At 71.3% G+C, this 18,903-nt stretch carries 15 protein-coding genes and 1 tRNA gene; 8 read left to right on the top strand and 8 right to left on the bottom strand.

Going from position 1 to position 18,903, the window contains the following annotated elements:
- From AC5LSR_RS16750 to AC5LSR_RS16740, 3 genes are all read left to right on the top strand, one after another.
- On the top strand, positions 1 to 535 hold a 535-nt coding region (locus tag AC5LSR_RS16750; RefSeq protein WP_493468667.1), incomplete at its 5' end, for a replication initiator.
- Positions 536 to 642: 107 nt separating this feature from the next.
- Positions 643 to 1,005, top strand: coding sequence for a helix-turn-helix domain-containing protein (locus AC5LSR_RS16745; protein ID WP_250285924.1), 363 nt, complete (start codon positions 643 to 645; stop codon positions 1,003 to 1,005).
- A complete protein-coding gene (locus AC5LSR_RS16740; RefSeq protein ID WP_250285925.1) occupies positions 1,002 to 2,243 on the top strand; it encodes a tyrosine-type recombinase/integrase in 1,242 nt (413 codons plus the stop codon). Before AC5LSR_RS16745 ends, AC5LSR_RS16740 begins: the two co-directional genes overlap by 4 nt.
- Positions 2,244 to 2,246: 3 nt before the next feature.
- Here the strand turns inward: AC5LSR_RS16740 and AC5LSR_RS16735 are convergent.
- The 8 genes from AC5LSR_RS16735 to dnaA form a co-directional block, all read right to left on the bottom strand.
- Positions 2,247 to 2,320 (bottom strand) — tRNA-Ile (locus AC5LSR_RS16735).
- Between the two features lie 84 nt (positions 2,321 to 2,404).
- Entirely contained in the window at positions 2,405 to 2,908 is a 504-nt protein-coding gene (locus AC5LSR_RS16730) for a DUF3566 domain-containing protein (protein ID WP_250285926.1), read from the bottom strand.
- A 1,192-nt stretch (positions 2,909 to 4,100) separates the two neighbouring features.
- The gene (gyrA, locus tag AC5LSR_RS16725; RefSeq protein WP_250285927.1) at positions 4,101 to 6,617 is read right to left on the bottom strand and encodes a DNA gyrase subunit A; all 2,517 of its coding nucleotides are present in this window, start codon (positions 6,615 to 6,617) and stop codon (positions 4,101 to 4,103) included.
- A 144-nt stretch (positions 6,618 to 6,761) separates the two neighbouring features.
- The gene (gene gyrB, locus AC5LSR_RS16720; protein WP_250285928.1) at positions 6,762 to 8,696 is read right to left on the bottom strand and encodes a DNA topoisomerase (ATP-hydrolyzing) subunit B; all 1,935 of its coding nucleotides are present in this window, start codon (positions 8,694 to 8,696) and stop codon (positions 6,762 to 6,764) included.
- A 462-nt stretch (positions 8,697 to 9,158) separates the two neighbouring features.
- Entirely contained in the window at positions 9,159 to 9,827 is a 669-nt protein-coding gene (locus AC5LSR_RS16715) for a DciA family protein (RefSeq protein ID WP_493465037.1), read from the bottom strand.
- Complete coding sequence (locus AC5LSR_RS16710) at positions 9,817 to 11,202, bottom strand: DNA replication/repair protein RecF (RefSeq protein WP_250286096.1); 1,386 nt, start codon at positions 11,200 to 11,202, stop codon at positions 9,817 to 9,819. Before AC5LSR_RS16710 ends, AC5LSR_RS16715 begins: the two co-directional genes overlap by 11 nt.
- A 1-nt stretch (position 11,203) precedes the next feature.
- Positions 11,204 to 12,361, bottom strand: a complete 1,158-nt coding sequence (dnaN, locus tag AC5LSR_RS16705) for a DNA polymerase III subunit beta (RefSeq protein ID WP_250286095.1) — start codon at positions 12,359 to 12,361, stop codon at positions 11,204 to 11,206.
- 845 nt (positions 12,362 to 13,206) lie between these two features.
- Complete coding sequence (gene dnaA, locus AC5LSR_RS16700; protein WP_250286094.1) at positions 13,207 to 14,718, bottom strand: chromosomal replication initiator protein DnaA; 1,512 nt, start codon at positions 14,716 to 14,718, stop codon at positions 13,207 to 13,209.
- Positions 14,719 to 15,055: 337 nt separating this feature from the next.
- Between dnaA and rpmH the strand changes: the two genes are divergently transcribed.
- The 5 genes from rpmH to AC5LSR_RS16675 all read left to right on the top strand — a co-directional run bounded on the left by rpmH (position 15,056) and on the right by AC5LSR_RS16675 (position 18,331).
- The gene (gene rpmH / locus AC5LSR_RS16695) at positions 15,056 to 15,193 is read left to right on the top strand and encodes a 50S ribosomal protein L34 (RefSeq protein WP_013871596.1); all 138 of its coding nucleotides are present in this window, start codon (positions 15,056 to 15,058) and stop codon (positions 15,191 to 15,193) included.
- Positions 15,194 to 15,224: 31 nt separating this feature from the next.
- The gene (rnpA, locus tag AC5LSR_RS16690; RefSeq protein WP_250286093.1) at positions 15,225 to 15,710 is read left to right on the top strand and encodes a ribonuclease P protein component; all 486 of its coding nucleotides are present in this window, start codon (positions 15,225 to 15,227) and stop codon (positions 15,708 to 15,710) included.
- A complete protein-coding gene (gene yidD, locus AC5LSR_RS16685) occupies positions 15,707 to 16,231 on the top strand; it encodes a membrane protein insertion efficiency factor YidD (RefSeq protein ID WP_250286092.1) in 525 nt (174 codons plus the stop codon). Before rnpA ends, yidD begins: the two co-directional genes overlap by 4 nt.
- A gap of 12 nt (positions 16,232 to 16,243) precedes the next feature.
- Positions 16,244 to 17,611, top strand: coding sequence for a membrane protein insertase YidC (gene yidC, locus AC5LSR_RS16680; protein WP_250286091.1), 1,368 nt, complete (start codon positions 16,244 to 16,246; stop codon positions 17,609 to 17,611).
- Positions 17,612 to 17,719: 108 nt separating this feature from the next.
- The gene (locus tag AC5LSR_RS16675) at positions 17,720 to 18,331 is read left to right on the top strand and encodes a Jag family protein (protein ID WP_250286090.1); all 612 of its coding nucleotides are present in this window, start codon (positions 17,720 to 17,722) and stop codon (positions 18,329 to 18,331) included.
- The last annotated feature ends 572 nt before the right edge of the window (positions 18,332 to 18,903 follow it).

Raw genomic sequence — 18,903 nt, 5'->3', positions numbered from 1 at the left:
CCCCCTCACCGTCGACGGCGGCGACCTCACCCCCGCCACCGTCGGCAACTACCTCGCCAAGTACGTCACGAAATCCGTCACCACCTCCGGCGCCCTCGACAGCCGCATCCGCACCCCCGACGACCTGACCACCCGGCTCCTGCTGCTCCCGGACCATCACGCCGAACTCGTCCGGGCGTCCTGGCGGCTGGCGCTACGCGCCGACTTCGCCGACCTCGGCATGGACCGGTGGGCCCACCAATTCGGCTTCAACGGCCATTGGATCACCAAAAGCCGGACCTATTCCACGACCTTCGCCGCCTGCCGGGAACGCCGCCGTACCTGGGCCCGCACCCATACCCGTACCGGCGAGGAACGCACCCCGCTCGACGCCTGGGGCCGGCCGGAAGACGACGACCAAGTCATCACCCTCGCCGCCTGGCGGTACCAGGCGTCCGGCTACGCCCGCACCGGCGACCGGATGCTCGCCGACATGGCCGCCGACCAAGCCCGCTCACGCCGCGAGGCCACTCGAACCGGCCGACAGACAGCATGACCGCCACCTGCCGGCCGGCCCGACGACATTTCCGCCGTCGCGCCCCGACGCCTCGCATGCCAAGCAACCGCGCCGGGACGCACTCCCCGACAAGGAGCACACCCAGAATGCCTTTTCGCATCCCGCCCCGGGAGTCCGCCGCCGGTGAGGCCACGCCGGACCACATCGCCACGTTGCCCGCGGAGCTGCGGGCACTCGCCGACCGGCTGGACGCCTACCTGGCGGAACAGGCCCGGCCGCGCCTGGCCGCCGTCCCGGCCACCACGGCACCGGCGGGCCCCGACCCGCTCGACGGCCTGCCCGCACTGATCTCGGTGGAGCGGGCGGCCGGGCTGCTGGGTCTCTCCCGGGCCGGCGCCTACCGGCTGACCTCGTCCGGGGAACTGCCCTCCCGCCGGCTCGGGGGCCGGGTCTTCATCGTCACCGCCGGTCTGCGCGCGATCCTGACCCCGGACGGAGCGGCCGCATGAAGGGCAGCGCCTACCGCAAGGACGGTAAGTGGGCCTACCGGCACGACGTCGATCCGGATTCGCTGACTGGCAAGCGGCGGCAGACCGGCCGGGGCGGGTTCGCGACCCGCAAAGAGGCGGAGAAGGCGTTGCGGGATTCGATCGCTGCCTACGAGTCGGGCCGGCACGTGAAGGTGTCCCGCCGTACCGTCGGGGCGTTCCTGGACGAGTGGCACGCGGCGATGAAGGCGGGGATGCGCCCCACGACGTGGGTGAAGTACGGCAACCTGCTCCGGGCCTACGTCACGCCGATCATCGGGGAGACCGCGTTGCGGGAGCTCACGCCGGTGCGGCTGAACCTGTTGTACGCGCACCTGCTCGATGAGGGTCGGGTGCATCGGCGGGCGGAGCAGAAGCCGGGCCTGTCGCCGTCGACGGTGGCGACGGTGCACCGGATGTTGCACCGCGCGCTGGCGGATGCGGTGAGGTGGGACTACGTGGCGCGCAACGTGGCGGAGGACGCGCAACCACCGCGGGTGGGCCGGCGCCGGCCCACGGTGTGGACACCGGAGCAGCTGCGCGCGTTCGTCGAGTACATCCGGGGTGATCGGCTCTACGCGCTGTATCTGCTGGTGGTGACCACGGGCATGCGCCGGGGTGAGGTGGTCGGGCTGCGCCGCGAGGACATCGACCTGAAGGCGGCCACGGTCGTCCCGGCCGTGCCACGGGTGGTCGTCGACGGCCGGGCCGTGGAGTCGGAGACGAAGACCGAGTCCGGGCAGCGTCCCCGAGCGCTCGATCCGCTGACGCTGGCCGCGCTGCGCGCGCATATCGAGATCTGGGAGGAGGAGCGGAAGCAGGTCGGGCACACCACCGATCTGCTGTTCTGCTGGCCGGACGGTAGCGAGATCCACCCGGACACGGTGACCGACCGGTTCCAGAAGCACGCCAGGGCCGCCGGGCTGCCGGTGATCCGGCTACACGACGTCCGACACAGCTACGCCACGGCCGCGCTGAAGTCCGACGTCCACCCGAAGATCGTGTCGGAACGGCTCGGGCATGCCGACGTCGCGTTCACGCTGAAGATCTACAGCCATGTGATCGCGGGTATGGACGCTGCCGCCGCGCGCCTCGTCGCGGAGGCGATTTTCGGTCCGGCAGAGCCGGTTTTGGACGGGCCGGTGCACGAATCCGTGCACGAGGAGGAAGAATCGCCGCTGGTCGAAGAAGAAAGTGAGGGAGAAAAGCCTGCGGCGTAAGGGTGGACCTGGGTGGACTTGAACCACCGGCCTCTTCCTTATCAGGGAAGCGCTCTGACCGACTGAGCTACAGGTCCTTGCTGGGCTCCACAGTACCGGATGCGTGGGATGTTCGGGCAGGCACCCGGGCTGGAAGCCCGTCAGGGGTCGACGTGTCGCGGCTAGTCGCCCAGGGTGACTTCGATACCGCCGACCATCTCGGTGCACAGGTTGTAGAGTAGCGCGCCCAGGGTCGCCAGTGCCGTCATCAGGATCACGTTGATCGCGCCGACGAGCAGGCCGATCTCCATGGCTCTGGTGAACGACAACCAGGCGCGTACGCCGCCGTTGCTGCCGTCGGTGAGCGTGTCCGCCGCTTCCACGACACTGTCGAAGACGCCGATCGAGTTCAGCACGAACCACAGCACGGCAGCGGCGATCATCAGTACGACGAACACGCAGAGGGAGAACGCGAACGTCAGCTGGGCCACCGACATGGGGTTGACCCGGGTGATGCGCAGCCGGGCCCGCCGTCCCTGCCCGGGTGGGCGCATGGTGGACGGCCCGGTGGCGGTGCCTGTCATCGGCCCGGTGGCCGCCGGCTCCTTCACCCCGCCCCGTTCCCGCACGGGGACCTGGGAGGTGCCGGACGCGCCCGCGCCGGAGGGGTCGGCTGGCCGCTTCACGAGGGGATCCCGAGTGCCGGTGCCCCCGCCACGCGCCAGTGGGCCCGTTGTGGCACGACGATCAGATGATGCGGGCGCTGCCCGATCGTCACTGCGTGGATGTCCACCGTCCACCCGTTTGAAGGCCTCCGTCTCCGGGGCCCGCGCCGCCGCGGCCGCCGGTCCACGTTTCGACTGTCCCACACCACCAGCATCCCCGCCCGGCGCGGCGCGCGTGACCTGGCCGTCAGTTGCCGGACGGGCGGCCGGCGACACGCCGGTACCGGTTGAGCCGCCGGTTTTCTTCGCCGGCCGGCGCAGCGAGATCGTGTCCGAGTCGGAGCGGGGCCGCCCGCCGGTGGAGGTCGAAGCGGACGCCAGGGCGATGGCCTCCGTGTCGACGCTGTCGGTCACGGTGGGAGATCCTGCCGCTGGACGCGGTGCGGCCGGTTCGCCGGACGCGGCGCCGTCCACGCTGCCGGACGTGGTCGGGCGTGGCCCGCGTGCCCCTCTCGACGCGCTGGTGGCAGGCCCGGCCAGGCCTGTCGAACCAGCGGCGGCCGACGTCGGCGATGCCGACGCGGACGACACGCCCGGCCGCGGGCCCGCGGTGCCCGACAGGCCCGAAGAAGGCGCCGAGGCGGCGGTGGAGCTCCCGGGCCGAGCCGGAGCCTGGCGTCTGGTAGCGGTGTTCGGGCCGGTGGCCGCCGTCTTCCCGTCCCCCCGGCCGGGCTGGGAGCCGGTGTCCGTCCTCGGCGCGGCCGGCCGGGGGGACGGGGACGCCGACGGGCCGGGGGCCGCACGCTGCGTGGTTCTGGCGCCGCGGGTGTCCCGGCTGCCTCGGGTCTCCCGCGGCATCCGCAGTTCCCGCAGCACCGAGGCCGGCTTCTGCGCCTGTGTCCCGTCGTCCTGCGGCTCCGGGGCCGCTGCGGGGCCTGTCCCGGCCCCGGAGCCCGATGATGTTCCCGGCGCCGGAGGCGTCGGGAACGTGGAGGATGTGGAGGACGTCGCGGGTTTTGTCGCGCCCGGGCCGGAGCGGGCCTGGCCCGACGCGGCGCGCTGGTCGTTACGGGGTTCCCCGGCCCGTTCGGGCTGTTGCTCCGGCCGCGGCGGAGAAGATCCACGGAAGGCCGGTGACCGGGTGGTCCGGTCGTCGTCGCTGTCGCTCACGGTCCATCTCCCGCCTTGCCGCCCGGCCGCCGGTCATCCGTCCTCAGGCCGGGTTTCCCCCGCCGGGAGCGGCTGTCGGCCCGCCGTTGGCGTTGTCTTCCGCATCGGCATTACGTGCTACTCCGACGACCTGTACGCCGGCTTCGAGATCGATGAGACGGACCCCCATGGTCTGCCGCTGGGCCCGGCGGACGTCGCGCGCGATCGTCCGCAGCACACCACCGTTGGACGTGATCGCGTAGAGCTGGTCGTCCGGGCTGACCACGAGTGCGCCGACCAGGCCACCACGGGTAGAGACGATCTTCGCGGTGAGGACGCCCTTGCCGCCACGCCCCTGCACCGGGTACTCGCCCAGCGACGTCTGCTTGGCGTAGCCGCCGCTGGTGGCGACGAGCAGGTTCGCCTCCGACTCCGGCGGGACGACCTCCATCGCGAGCAGCTCGTCGTCGCTGTCGAAACGCATCCCGATGACGCCGGAGGTGGCCCGCCCCATCGGGCGCAGCTGCTCGTCGTCGGCGTGGAAGCGGATGGACTGCGCCTGCCGGCTGACCAGCAACAGGTCGTCGCCGGCGGAGACGAGCCGGGCGGCGATGAGCTCGTCGTCGTCCCGCAGGTTGATCGCGACGAGGCCGCCGGAGCGGTTGGAGTCGAACTCGGCCAGCGCGGTCTTCTTGCACAGCCCCCGCCTGGTCGCAAGCACCAGGTACGGGGCCGCCTCATAGTCCTTGATCGCCATGACCTCGGCGATGCGCTCGTCCTGGCCGAACGCGAGGATGTTCGCCACGTGCTGGCCCTTGGCGGTGCGGGCCTGCTCGGGCAGCTCGTGCGCCTTGGCCCGGTACACCCGTCCCTTGTTGGTGAAGAACAGCAGCCAGTGATGGGTGGTGGTGACGAAGAAGTGCTCGACGATGTCGTCCTCGCGCAGGGCCGCGCCCTGGACGCCCTTGCCGCCGCGGCGCTGTGAGCGGTACAGGTCGGTCTTGGTGCGCTTGGCGTAGCCGCCGCGGGTGACGGTGACGACGACGTCCTCGCGGGCGATGAGGTCCTCGACGGACATGTCGCCCTCGAACGGGACGAGCCTGGTCCGCCGCTCGTCGCCGAACCGGTCGACGATCTCGGTGAGCTCCTCGCCGATGATCTCCCGCTGGCGGGCCGGTGAGGCCAGGATCGCCTCGAGCTCGGCGATCTTCGCCCGCAGCTCGGCCGCCTCGTCGATGATCTTCTGACGCTCGAGTGCGGCGAGCCGGCGCAGCTGCATGTCCAGGATGGCGACCGCCTGGATCTCCGACAGGGAGAACCGGTCCATCAGCTGTCCGCGCGCGGCGTCCGCCGACTCGGCGTTGCGGATAAGGTTGATCACCTCGTCCAGGTGGTCGAGGGCGATCAGCAGGCCCTCGAGCACGTGCAGGCGTTCGCGGGCCTTGCGCAGCTGGTAGCGGGTCCGCCGGACGATCACGTCGACCTGGTGGTCGACGTAGTACCGCACCATCTGGTCCAGCCGCAGGGTGCGCGGCACCCCGTCGACGATCGCCAGCATGTTCACGCCGAAGGTGTCCTGCAGCTGGGTGTGCTTGTACAGGTTGTTCAGGACGACCTTCGCGACCGCGTCCCGCTTGAGATCGATGATCAGGCGCTGGCCGGTACGCGCGGAGGTCTCGTCCCGGATGTCGGAGATCCCGCTGATGCGGTTGTCCCGGACCAGCTCGGCGATCTTCTCCGCGAGGTTGTCCGGGTTGACCTGGTACGGCAGTTCGGTGACGACGAGCTGGGTGCGGCCCTTGTTCTCCTCGACCTGCACCACCGCCCGCATCCGGATGCTGCCGCGGCCGGTGCGGTAGGCGTCCTCGATGCCCTGGCGGCCGACGATGAGGCCGGCGGTGGGGAAGTCCGGCCCCTTGATCAGATCGAGCAGGGCCTCGAGCAGCTCGGGGTCGCTGGCGTCCGGGTGCGCGAGGAACCACTTCACGCCGTCGGCGACCTCCCGCAGGTTGTGCGGGGGGATGTTGGTGGCCATCCCGACGGCGATGCCGCCGGCGCCGTTGACCAGCAGGTTCGGGAAACGGCTGGGCAGGATCGTCGGTTCCTGCGAGCGGCCGTCGTAGTTCGGGGCGAAGTCGACCGTGTCCTGGTCGATGTCGCGCAGCATCTCCATGGCCAGCGGCGCCAGCCGTGACTCGGTGTAGCGCATGGCGGCCGGCGGGTCGTTGCCCGGGGAGCCGAAGTTGCCGTTACCGTCGACCAGCGGGTAGCGCAGCGACCAGGGCTGGGCGAGCCGCACCAGGGTGTCGTAGATCGCCGAGTCGCCGTGCGGGTGGTAGTTACCCATGACGTCACCGACGACGCGCGAACACTTGAAGTAGCCCCGGTCCGGGCGGTAACCACCGTCGTACATCGCGTACAGGACGCGGCGGTGCACCGGCTTGAGGCCGTCCCGGACCTCGGGCAGCGCCCGGCCGACGATGACCGACATCGCGTAGTCGAGGTACGACCGCTGCATCTCGACTTCGATGCCGATGGGCTCGACCCGGTCGCCGGGCGGCGGAGGTAGTACGTCGGTCACGCGGGTCCTTCCATACAGGGATGGTGCGGGTGGTCAGCCGTACATGGTACAAACTGTCTGTAACCGGACATCCGGGGTGCCGAGCCGACGGACCGCCGCCGGCCAGCTCGCCGCGGCGCCCGCGGCCGCGCGCCCCGCGGCCGGTCAGATGTCAAGAAAACGGACGTCCTTGGCGTTGCGCTGGATGAAGGAGCGCCGGGCGTCGACGTCCTCGCCCATCAGGACGGAGAACAGCTCGTCCGCCACGGCGGCGTCGTCCAGGGTCACCTGCAGCAGGATGCGGCGGTCCGGGTCCATGGTGGTGTCCCACAGCTCGGTGGCGTTCATCTCGCCGAGGCCCTTGAAGCGCTGGATGGCGTCCTTGGGCAGTTTGCGGCCGGCCTCGATGCCGTGCTCGATCAGGCCGTCGCGCTCCCGGTCGGAGTAGGCGTACTGCCAGTCCTCCCGGCCCCATTTGATCTTGTAAAGGGGCGGCTGGGCGAGGAAGACGTAGCCGGCCTCGACCAGCGGGCGCATGAACCGGAACAGCAGTGTCAGCAGCAGCGTGCGGATGTGCTGGCCGTCGACGTCCGCGTCCGCCATCAGGACGATCTTGTGATAGCGGAGCTTGCTGGCGTCGAAGTCGTCGTGGATGCCGCAGCCGAGCGCCTGGATCAGCGCCTGGACCTCGGTGTTCTTCAGCACCCGGTCGATGCGGGCCTTCTCCACGTTGAGGATCTTCCCGCGCAGCGGGAGGATCGCCTGGAACTTCGAGTCCCGGCCGCCCTTGGCCGAGCCGCCGGCCGAATCACCCTCGACGATGTAGAGCTCGCAGCGCTCCGGGTCGGTGTACTGGCAGTCGGCGAGCTTGCCGGGCAGGCCGGTGCCGCCGAGCAGGCCCTTGCGCCTGGTCAGGTCGCGGGCGGCACGGGCGGCGATCCGCGCCCGCTGGGCGTCCAGCGCCTTGCTGACGATCGCCCGGGCCTCGACCCGGTTGGCCTCGAGCCAGTCCTTGAGCGCCGAATAGCACATCTCCTGGACGAACCGCTTGGCCTCGCTGTTGCCGAGCTTCGTCTTGGTCTGGCCCTCGAACTGCGGCTGCGCCAGCTTCACCGAGATGATCGCGGTCAGGCCCTCGCGGATGTCGTCGCCGGCGAGGCGCTCGTCAGGGTTCTTGCCGTTGGCCTTCGGGGGCTTGAGCAGGTTCTGGTCCTTGGCGTAGGCGTTGACCGCGCTGGTCAGCGCCGCGCGGAAGCCCTCCTCGTGGGTGCCGCCCTCGTGGGTGTTGATGGTGTTGGCGAACGTGTAGACCGACTCGTTGTAGCCGGCGTTCCACTGCATCGCGAGCTCGGCCTCGATGCCGGTGCCCTTGGAGTCCAGCGAGATGACGGTCTTGTGGATCGGGTCCTTGCTGGCGTTGAGGTGCTCGACGAAGTCGACGAGCCCGCCGGCGTAGCGGTAGGTGACCGCGAGGGGCTCCTCGGGACGCTCGTCCCGCAGGTTGATCGTCAGCCCCTTGTTCAGGAACGCCATCTCCTGCAGCCGGCGGGAGAGGATCTCGTACTTGTAGTCGGTCGTCTCGAAGATCGTGTCGTCGGCCCAGAAGGTGACGGTCGTACCGGTCTTCCTGGTGGGGGAGCCCTTGGCCAGCGGCGCGGCCGGACGGGTGTTCTCGTACGGCTGGAACCAGGTGAAGCCCTCCCGGCGGATCTCCACCTCGAGCCGGGTGGACAGGGCGTTCACCACGCTCACGCCGACGCCGTGCAGACCGCCGGAGACCGCGTACGACTTGCCGTCGAACTTCCCCCCGGCGTGCAGCGTGGTCAGGACGACCTCGACCGCCGGGCGCTTCTCCGTCGGATGCTCGCCTACCGGGATGCCACGGCCGTTGTCGGAGACCCGGACACCGCCGTCGGCGAGCAGGGTCACACCGATCGTGTCGCAGTAGCCGGCCAGCGCTTCGTCCACAGCGTTGTCCACAACCTCGTAGACGAGATGATGGAGACCACGCTCGCCGGTGGAGCCGATGTACATACCCGGACGCTTGCGAACCGCGTCGAGACCCTCAAGAACCTTGATCGAACTTGCGTCGTAGGCCACGCGGTATGTCCCCTCGTCCTCAACTGCGCATAACGCGAGAAGCGTCTCCTGAGTCTACCTGGCGTATCGGCCAGAAGGACGCGGGGTGGCCCCTGGCATCCGCGCAGCGTCCCGAACAGCTTTCCATCGAACCCCCGTACGCAGGGGTTACCCGCACGACGCCTGTGGGCGATCCGGAGACCCTGCGTGCGGGCCGCGGGCAGCCTCCGGAACACCCCGGACGCCCGGGATGCCCGCGACGCCCGATCACGGGCCGGGGGTGCGGCGGGCGCCCGGGCGGTCGTGGCCCAACGCCACGGGCCGGGCGCCCGCGGCCGGCCGCGGGCGCCCGGCCCGCTGTCGCTGTCCACAGGCCACGGCTCACGGACGCGGCCCGGTGCGGCGCGCGGCCCGCGGGGCCGGGCCGCCATCACTGGCCTGACCTGCTCGGATCCCGCTCCCGCCGAGCCGGGGACGGCCGGCTCAGCCGTAGGTGTCACGGGGGCCGCGCCCGCCGGGTGCCTGCAACGGGCCGTGCCGCCAGCTCGGCGCGGTCGGCCCCCGGACGACGATCCGGCGCACGACATCCGGCCCGAGCTGCGCACGCAGGGTGGTCAGGAGCTGCCGGGACAGCAGGCGTAGCTGGGTCGCCCAGGCCGTCGACTCGGCGGCAAGCTCCAGCTCGCCGTCACGCAGGGAGACCGGATAGCAGCGTGCGGAGATGTCCGGGCCGACCAGGCTCTCCCAGCGGGCCAGCACCGACGCGTCCGTCGCCTGGTCCCGCCAGCCGCGTTCGGCAAGCAGTCGTTGCAGCGCGGCACCCAGCGTGACCGGTTCGAGCCATTCTCGGCCGGGCGCGGCCATCCCGGGCAGCCGTGGCCGGCGCGGCGGCTGCCGCGCCGGGTCGGACCGGCTGTCGCCGCGGGCCGCCGCGCCGCCGGTGCCCGCGCGCCCGCCGGCACGGCCGGCCGCCAGCGCCCGTGCCCGCGCGTCCTCCTTCGCCCGAGCCAGGACGAGACGGGCGAGATCGGCCCCGCGCGCGGGCCGCTCGCCGAGCCCGTCCCCGTTCTCGCCCCCGCCCTCACGCTCGCTACTTCGAGTGACATCACTCTCGCCGTCCGGGGTATCCGGGGTATGCGGGTCATGCGACACGGCTGACCTTCCCATCCGCCACCGTGAACCGTGTCCCGGCCAGGACGGCGGGCACGTCCGCCTCGACCGCGGCGGTCACCAGCACCTGCTCGGCCGAACGGATCAGCTCCGCCAGCCGGTCCCGACGGTTCGCGTCGAGCTCGGCGAACACGTCGTCCAGCAGCAGGACCGGTTCGCGCTGATCGTCCTGGAGCAGCTCGAAGGACGCGAGCTTGAGCGCGAGGGCCAGCGACCACGACTCGCCGTGGCTGGCATAGCCGCGCGCCGGCCGCCCATTGATCGACAGCAGCAGCTCGTCGCGGTGCGGGCCGACCAGGGTCACCCCGCGTTCGATCTCCTGCTGCCGGACGGTGGCGAGCTCGGCGAGCATCGCCTCCGCCAGGACCGCCCGGTCGGGAACCGGCTGGCCATCCGCCTGGCTGCCCGTGTGGCCGTCTGTCTGGCCGGGCACCGGGCCGCCGGCCCGCTGGGCCAGGCGCGCGACCACGCTCGAGCGGTACTCCACAGCGGTCAGCTCCCGCTCGCCGGCCGGTGCCGCCGTACCAGCCGCGTCGGCCGCACTGGCCGCATCAGCTGTGGCAGCCGTGGCAGCCGTGGCAACCGATCCGGGCGGTGTGTCCGGCGCACCCGGTGCGTCCGCTCCAGCCGGCACGCCTGGTCCAGCTGACCCGGGTGATCCGGGCGGCCCGGCCGGCGGCCGGGTGGCAGGCTGGGCCGCGACCGCGCGGTAGGCGGTCGCCACCCGGGGGCGCAGCTGTTCGACCAGCGCCAGCCGCGCGGCCAGCAGCTCGCAGCCGTGCCGGACCAGGTGGGAGTCCCACGCGTCCAGGGTGCGCAGGTCACCGGCGCGGCCGGAGCGCCGCGCCGCCCCGGCCGCCCGCAACAGCGTCGACCGCTGGCGCAGGACCTTGTCGTAGTCGGCGAGCACACCGGCGAGCCGGGGGGCGCGGGCCACCAGCAGATCGTCGAGGAACCGCCGGCGCCCGGCCGGATCCCCCTTGACCAGGGCTAGGTCCTCAGGCGCGAAGAACACCATGACCAGCAGGCCGAGGACGTCGTGGGAGCGGGCGAGGGGTGCCCGGTTGAGCCGGGCCCGGTTCGCCCGGCCCGGAATGATCTCGATCTCGACCAGGGCGGCGCGGTCGTCCCGCGCGATCCGGGCCCGCACCGCGGCGCTCGCGGCGCCCTCGCGGACCAGCGGGGCATCCGAGGCCACCCGGTGGCTGCCGAGCGTCGCCAGGTAGCCGACGGCCTCCAGCAGGTTGGTCTTGCCCTGCCCGTTGGAGCCGACGAACGTGTTCACCCCGGGTTCGAGCAGCAGATCCAGTGCCGGATAGGACCGGAAGTCCACCAGCGACAGATGGGTGAGACGCACGTCACCCGGACAGCCGGATCGGCATGAGCAGGTACCGGTAGTCCGGGACCTCGCCGTCGTCGGGCGCCTTGCCGGTGAGGATGGCGGGCTTCTTGGACGCCTCGTCCGCGTCGTCGGCGCTGGCGAACCCGATATGGACGACGTCGGACTCCAGCGCACCCAGGCCGTCGAGCAGGTACGCCGGGTTGAAGGCGATCGACAACGGCGGCCCGCCGTAGCCGACCGGCAGCGTCTCCTGGGCCTGGGCCTCACCGCCGGCCCCGGCCTCCAGGACCAGTTGGTCGTCGGCGAAGCTCAGCTGGACCGGGGCGGTACGGGCGGCGACCAGCGCGACACGCTTGACGGCCTCGGCGAACGGGGCGATCTCGAGCTGGGCGGTCAGCGGCGAGCTGTCGGGCAGCAGCCGCTGGTAGGGCGGGAACGAGCCGTCCACCAGACGGGTGGTGGTCTGGCGGCCGGCACCGGCGAACCCGGCCAGCGCCTCCCCGGAGGGACCCGAGCCAAGGGAGATCGCGACCTCCACCCCACCCCCGGACAGGGACTTCGCCGTCTCGCTCAGCGTGCGCGCCGGCACCATGGCCACGCCGTCGGCCGTCTCGGACGCCGGGCGCCACTTCAGCTTCCGGACCGCCAGCCGGTAACGGTCGGTAGCGGCCAGGGTGAGGGCATCGCCGTCGATCTCGATCCGCACGCCGGTGAGGACGGGCAGGGTGTCGTCCTTGCCCGCGGCGACGGCGACCTGGGAGACGGCCCCGGCGAACGCCGCGCCCTCGATGTGGCCGGTGACCGCCGGCATCGGTGGCAGCGCCGGGTAGTCGTCCACCGACATGGTCGGCAGGGTGAAACGCGCGTTGCCGCAGGTGAGGACCACCCGCGCGCCGTCGGTGTACAGATCGACCGGCGCGGACGGCAGCGCCCTGGTGATCTCGGCGAGCAGCTTGCCGGAGACCAGGGCCCGGCCCTCCTGCTCGATCGTCGCGTTCACGCCGGACTGGGCGGCGACCTCGTAGTCGAAGGCCGCGACCGTCAGCGACGGCCCGGTGGCGTCCAGCATGAGGCCGGCGAGGACCTGAAGCTGGGAGGTCGCCCGGGTCGGCAGCGTGCGTGCCGTCCACGCCACGGCATCGGTGAAGTCGTCCCGTTCAACCCGGAACTTCATGATTCGCCCTTCTGAACCGTTCGTTCTCGTGACCACGCCGACCTGTCATGCCGGCTGCGCGCTGACAGGTGCAGGTCCCCGCCGGATGCTGCCGGTGGCCCGACGAACACGTTCGCAGGTCCGACCGCTGTCGTGCCGCTGCCTGTCCTCGTCGAGCCATGTCGAGCCACTGTTGAACCGTTGTCGGCCCACTGTTGGACCGCTGTCAGGCCACCATGCCGCATCCGGTACGGCGTTCCAGCATCGCAGGCTTCGGCCGGCGGCTCACAGCGGGGGCCGGCACACGGCCCGGCACGGGGGTGGGATCGCCACGGTGGCCCGCTGTGAGTGACGAGCTCTGACGAGTCCCCGGACGGCGGTCCGGAGGCGACGCGCGGACGATCATGCGAGGTTGTCCCCAGGCCCAACTTCGTCTGAGGTTTGTTCATTAGAGAAAGATCTAGTCCGTCGTGTTAGTAGGGCCGGTGGATACTGGGGATAACTTGCGTTTTCGCAGCTCAGGGGCTTGAGAGGGGGTGCAGATCGTGTGGATGCCGCTGTGCCCAACTCCGGTGGATATCCACCGCCGGCCTGGTTGTCCCCCGCTCGTCCCCGGTTGTTCGCAGTCTGTCCCCCGGCTGTGCACAGCTTCCGCACAGCCTGTCCCCGGTTACGCACAGGCCGCCGCGGAGCTTTCGTCCCCAGATTCCACAGGGTTTTCCACAAGCTGTGCACAAGACTCCACAGGGACAACGGCGTGGATCCGGCTACTGGGGGTAGTCCCTCCCCCTGTCCCGCCTGGGTCATGCCTGTCGGGCCAGGCGTACCCGTCGGGCCTGTCGGGCGAGCTGTGTCCGCCGGGCGGGTCAGGCCTGCCGGGTCTGCGCCCGGATGCGGTTGGTCAGTTCGGTGACCTGGTTGTAGATCGCCCGGCGTTCGGCCATCAGTCCCCGGATCTTGCGGTCGGCGTGCATCACCGTGGTGTGGTCCCGGCCGCCGAAGTGCTGGCCGATCTTCGGCAGTGACAGGTCGGTCAGCTCCCGGCACAGGTACATGGCGATCTGCCGGGCGGTGACCAGCACCCGGCTGCGCGACGTGCCGCACAGGTCCTCCATGGTCACGCCGAAGTAGGTCGCGGTCGCGTTCATGATCGCGGCAGCGGTGATCTCCGGGTCGGCCGCGTCCGGGATCAGGTCCCGCAGGACGATCTCGGCCAGCGTCCGGTCGACATGCGACTTGTTCAGGCTCGCGAACGCCGCCACCCGGATCAGCGCGCCCTCGAGCTCCCGGATGTTGCGCTCGATGTGGGTGGCGATGTACTCCAGCACGTCGCCGGGGACCGGCAGCCGCTCGGTGGCGGCCTTCTTCGACAGGATCGCGATCCTGGTCTCCAGGTCGGGCGGGGTGACGTCGGTGATCAGGCCCCATTCGAACCGGCTGCGCAGCCGGTCCTCCAGCGCCGAGAGCTGCTTGGGGGAGCGGTCGGAGGAGATGACGATCTGCTTCTCGGTGTCGTGCAGCACGTTGAAGGTGTGGAAGAACTCCTCCTGGGTGCGCTCCTTGTTCTCCAGGAACTGGATGTCGTCGACCAGGAGCACGTCGGTGTCCCGGTAGCGGCGTTGGAACGCCTGCTGCCGGTCGTCCCGGATCGAGTTGATGAAGTCGTTGGTGAACTCCTCCGAGCTGACGTACTTCACCCGCGAGTCGGGATACAGCTTCAGCGTGTAATGACCGATCGCGTGCAGCAGGTGGGTCTTGCCGAGCCCGGAGTCGCCGTAGATGAACAGCGGGTTGTACGCCTTCGCCGGCGCCTCGGCGACGGCCACCGCAGCCGCGTGCGGGAATCGGTTACTATCACCGATGACGAACGTCTCGAACACGTACCGTGGGTTCAGCCGGGTCGGCTCGTAGGATCGGGGCGCCGGGTCGCGCCCGAGGCCCGGGGTGATCCTGGCTGTGTCCGCCGCGGACGCCCCGGATGCCCCGGACACGGCGGACACGGCGGATGTGGCAGGCACGGGGGAGACCGGCAGCGGCAGCTGGATCGGCCCGGTCATCGGCTCCGGGTCGGGCAGGTGCTCGACGGTGACCGCCACCCGGATCTCTCGTCCATAGGCTGTGGACAAAGCTGTGGACAGAAACGGTCGGAGGCGGGAGTCGAGCAGGTCCTTGGTGAATTCGTTCGGGGCTGCGAGCAGCGCGGTGTCCTGGACGAGGCCGAGCGGACGGGTCAGGCGCAGCCACGCCCGCTGCTGGGCGGACAGGGTGCCGTCCGCGACCCCGGCGACGGCCTGTTTCCACACGGCGGACAGGTCCGGTTCCTCGACAGGCACCCTGCCTGACATGCCGGCGGAGGGGTCGGCGCTAAGGTCTGTCACGAGGCGGGCTCCTCCGAAGACGTCGGGCGGGTGGGCTTGAGCCGGACGCCCGTGGCCGCCCTGGCCAGGGCAGTTCTCCACATGGTCGTCCACAAGCTGTGTACGACCATGACACCGCACCGGCGAAGCCGGTTCCGCGCCGCCCCCACCTGACGTGCCCACGCGGCCGGCCGACACCCGCCGGCCTACTGCCGGCCCGCCCCGGCACGGCCGGGCTTGATAGTCTCAGGCGTCGGGTTGCGGCGACAGTGCGCTCTCGGGTGGGTGTCCCCACCGTGTTCTGTACCGTTTCCGTGGCTATCGTTGTCCTTTGCCCGTCTGGCGTCCGGAGTCCTCTGTGAGCAAGCGCACCTTCCAGCCGAACAACCGCCGGCGTGCCAAGACGCATGGTTTCCGGCTCCGGATGCGGACCCGTGCCGGTCGCGCCGTGCTCTCGGCCCGTCGCCGCAAGGGCCGCAGCGAGCTGTCCGCCTGAGATCCACCCGCGCCCCGGTCCTTCTCGCGTCATGCTGCCCGTTCGGAACCGTGTCCGGACCAGGGCCGAGCATGCCTCGGTCAGTGGCGCCGGCCGTCGCAGCCGCAGTGGCCCACTGGTCATCCACGGCCTCATCGTGGACAACCACGCTGTGGACGGCGGTCCGGAACCGGTCGCCGCACCTCCGCCACGGGTCGGTTTCGTCGTGGGGCGCAAGGTGGGGAACGCGGTCGTGCGCAACCGCGTCCGCAGACGCCTGCGGGAACAGGTCCGTGCCCGCCTCGACCGGATGCCCGCCGGGACGCTCATGATCGTGCGGGCCTTACCGGAGAGCGCCACCGCGTCCTCGGACGAACTGGGACGGGCGCTCGACCGGGGCCTGCGCGGCCGCCTCGTCCCAGCCACCCCGATCACCCCGATCTCTTCCGCCACAGCCGAGACAGGCGGGACAGCCGCGACCGGGACGGTCACGAGGCCCACCGGCACCGCTGGCGGCGCGGACCGGCAGGCACGATGAGCCGCGGTGGCGTTGCGCTGGCCGTGGGCCTGGTCATTGTGATCGACCTGCTCGTCGCCACCCGCCTGGCCGGGCGGCTCGCGCCCCGGATGTCCCGCGGCCGGGACGGCACGGTGCGCGGCCCGCTCGCCTGGGCGCTGCGTGCGATGATCTCTTTCTACCGGGCCGTCTGGTCCCCACGCAGCGCGGGGCTCTGCCGCTTCGAGCCGTCCTGCAGCGCGTACGGGCTGGAGGCGGTGCGCCGTTACGGCGGGGTCCGGGGCGGTCTGCTGGCGGTCTGCCGGCTGCTGCGCTGCCAGCCGCTGTCGGCCGGTGGCTACGACCCGGTGCCGGCGCGTGCCGGCGCCCCGCCAGGCCGTCCCGGACGCTTCGGCGGGCCAGCCGGTGAACGCGGTGCCCCCGCTGGTGAGCGGACCGCCCAGACCGTGACCGTGACCGTGGCCGTGGGTGCGCGGCAGCGGCTGGACCCGCACCCGAACTCGCCCGAACCGGCCGCGTCCCGCTGTGGCACGAGGGTCTAAGGAGACGAACCAGTGCTGGATCCCCTCTACCATCTCGCGGCGAACGCGATCGTCTTCTTTCACGGGGGCTTCGGGCCGATCTTCGGCCGGGACAGCTTCTTCGCGTGGGCGCTGTCGGTCGTCCTGCTGGTGATCTGCGTCCGGATCATGATCTTCCCGCTGTTCGTCAAGCAGGTGAAGGCCCAGCGGACGATGCAGCTGATGCAGCCGAAGATCAAGGAGATCCGGGACAAGTACGGCCATGACCGGCAGCAGATGAATTCCAAGATCATGGAGTTGCAGAAGGAACACGGCAACCCGCTGCTCGGCTGTCTGCCGATCCTGCTCCAGATCCCCCTGTTCATCGCGCTGTTCCACGTCTTCAGCCACCTGCGACCGGTCGACCGGCCCGGTGGCGTGCTGGACTGGGCCCCCCGGGTCGGGCTGTCCGCGCACCAGGTGCAGCAGATCGCCGAGGCCAAGCTGCTCGGCGTCTCGCTGTCCGCCTCGTTCACCTCGTCGTCGAAGTTCCTGGACTTCGTCCGGGCGGACGGGACGAACGTCAAGATTTTCGCGGTCGTGCTGATCGTCCTGATGGGTACGACGACGTTCCTTACCCAGCGGCAGATCATGGCGCGGACCGGGTCGGTCGACCCGCAGCAGGCGATCGTGCAGAAGGTCCTGCTCTACGGCTCCCCGATCATGCTCGCGGTGTTCGGCTTCCAGTTCCCGATCGCCGTCCTGCTGTACTGGCTGACCACCAACCTGTGGAGCATGGGCCAGCAGTTCTTCGTGATCAAAAAGATGCCGCCGCCGGCCCTGCAGGGCGCCGGTGGGCAGGTACCGACCACCCGGCCGGCGGCCGGGGCGAAGAACACGACCGGGACGAAGGGCGCGGCGTCGCAGCCGACGGTGGCCCGCCCCGCGCCGGGCGCCCGGCCCACCAGGGCCAGGAACCGGCCGGGTGCGGCCGCGGGCTCGACCGCCGCGCCGGCCGACAGGACGCCGGGCGGTGCCGATCAGGCCGAGCCCGGAGCCGGCAAGACGCTGAACGCCGACAAGGCCGTACGCAAGGCTCCGCCTGGAACCCGCTCTCCTCGCGGCAACACCTCGCAGTCCTCGCAGTCCTCGCAGCCGGCACAGCCGGCCCAGCCGAAGCAGCCGGCCCAGCCGAAGCAGCCCGCGCGCCCGTCGAAGGTGTCCGACGCGGCAGACGCCGACGATGTGGTACCGCAGCCGTCGCAGAACGGGTCCACTCCGGACAGGCATACCCCGGCCGGCGACGACGCCCAGCCCCGGGCGGGGAAGCCCCATGCCGCTGCGGGCGTCCGCCGGCACACCGGTGGTTCCCGGCCCGCCAAGCGACGCGGCAAGGGCGGCCGTCCCGGAGGCCGACGGTGACCATCCCCGCGGTGACCATCCCCGCGGCGACTATTCCCGTCGGGAATCGGCGCCGGGCCCGCCCGGCCCGTGACCCGCAGACGTCCACCCGTGTAAGGAGCTGCTCTGATGACCGGTTCCGCATCTGACCTGGCCGCCGACACCACGGTCAGCGGAGTCGGACAGGCCGACGACCTGTCCGCACCGGCCACCTCCCGCCCGGCGCCTCCCGACGGACAGGACGGCCCCGCCCCGACGACGGCGAGCAGCCGGCAACGGATCGCCGACCTGGAGCAGGAGGGGGAGATCGCCGCCGACTACCTGGAGGCGCTGCTCGACATCGTCGACCTGGACGGCGACCTCGACCTGGACGTCGAGGGGGAGCGAGCCGTGGTCGCCGTCGTCGGGGACGGGCTCGACCTGCTGGTAGGCAGCCGGGGGGAGACGCTCGAAGCGCTCCAGGAGCTCACCCGGCTGGCGGTGCTCCAGAAGACCGGTGTGCGCAGCCGGCTCATGCTCGACGTGGGCGGGCACCGCGCGCAGCGGCGGGCGGAGCTGCGCGACCTGGCCACGGCGGTCGCCGAGCGGGTGAAGGCGGGGGCCCAGCCGGAGAAGCTCAAGCCGATGACGCCGTTCGAGCGCAAGGTCGTCCACGACCTGATCGCGACGATCGACGGCGTCGTCAGCGAGTCCGAGGGCGAGGAGCCCCAGCGCCGCGTGGTCGTCCTCCCCGCGAGCTGACACCCCGCCAGCCGGTGAAGGTGTGCTGAACGCCCCTTCCCGCGGGCCGGCATCCGGCCCTTCCACGCGCGGGGCAGCCACACGGGGGGGCTAGGAAGAGGATCGGCGGACGCAGGACGGCGAGCTCAGAGCCGTCGCGAGGCATGGGGCTGAGGGCCGGTGCCCGCGTCCACCGGTTCCTCGTCCAGACGCGGGAACCGGCGGGTCGAGGTACGGAATCTCCGGGGGCTGGGACGGATCGTGGTGTCCGCCGGCTGGCCCCGCCGGGCACCGGGGGATTACAGGGGATCGCGGCGGTGTGGGCGCGGGCGCCCACACCCACAAGCTGGCACCCGGCGCCTCCAGACCATGCCGGGACAGCCAGCACACCGGCCGGGCAGCTCCGTAACCAAAAGAACGAGTACGGAAGTGGCTGCTCCAGCAACCACTTGTTCCCTCGCTTTCATGATTCGGTTGTGCGACGGCGGGCAGGGCGGGATGGGTGGTCGCCCGGGTGGAGGTAGGAGCCGGGTCCCGGGCGGTTTTGTTCGGAGTGCGTGTCGCCGGGCGGCGGTACGGGCGGTGATGGGTGT

Source organism: Protofrankia sp. CiP1_Cm_nod4 (assembly GCF_982290645.1).
This window is presented reverse-complemented; position numbering and strand designations above follow the sequence as displayed.

Excerpts from the sequence above, each read along its gene's own strand:
- AC5LSR_RS16745 (WP_250285924.1), top strand. The coding sequence starts at position 643 with ATGCCTTTTCGCATCCCGCCCCGGGAGTCCGCCGCCGGTGAGGCCACG.
- AC5LSR_RS16740 (WP_250285925.1), top strand. The coding sequence starts at position 1,002 with ATGAAGGGCAGCGCCTACCGCAAGGACGGTAAGTGGGCCTACCGGCAC.
- dnaN (WP_250286095.1), bottom strand. The coding sequence starts at position 12,361 with ATGAAGTTCCGGGTTGAACGGGACGACTTCACCGATGCCGTGGCGTGG.
- rnpA (WP_250286093.1), top strand. The coding sequence starts at position 15,225 with ATGCTGCCCGTTCGGAACCGTGTCCGGACCAGGGCCGAGCATGCCTCG.
- yidD (WP_250286092.1), top strand. The coding sequence starts at position 15,707 with ATGAGCCGCGGTGGCGTTGCGCTGGCCGTGGGCCTGGTCATTGTGATC.
- AC5LSR_RS16675 (WP_250286090.1), top strand. The coding sequence starts at position 17,720 with ATGACCGGTTCCGCATCTGACCTGGCCGCCGACACCACGGTCAGCGGA.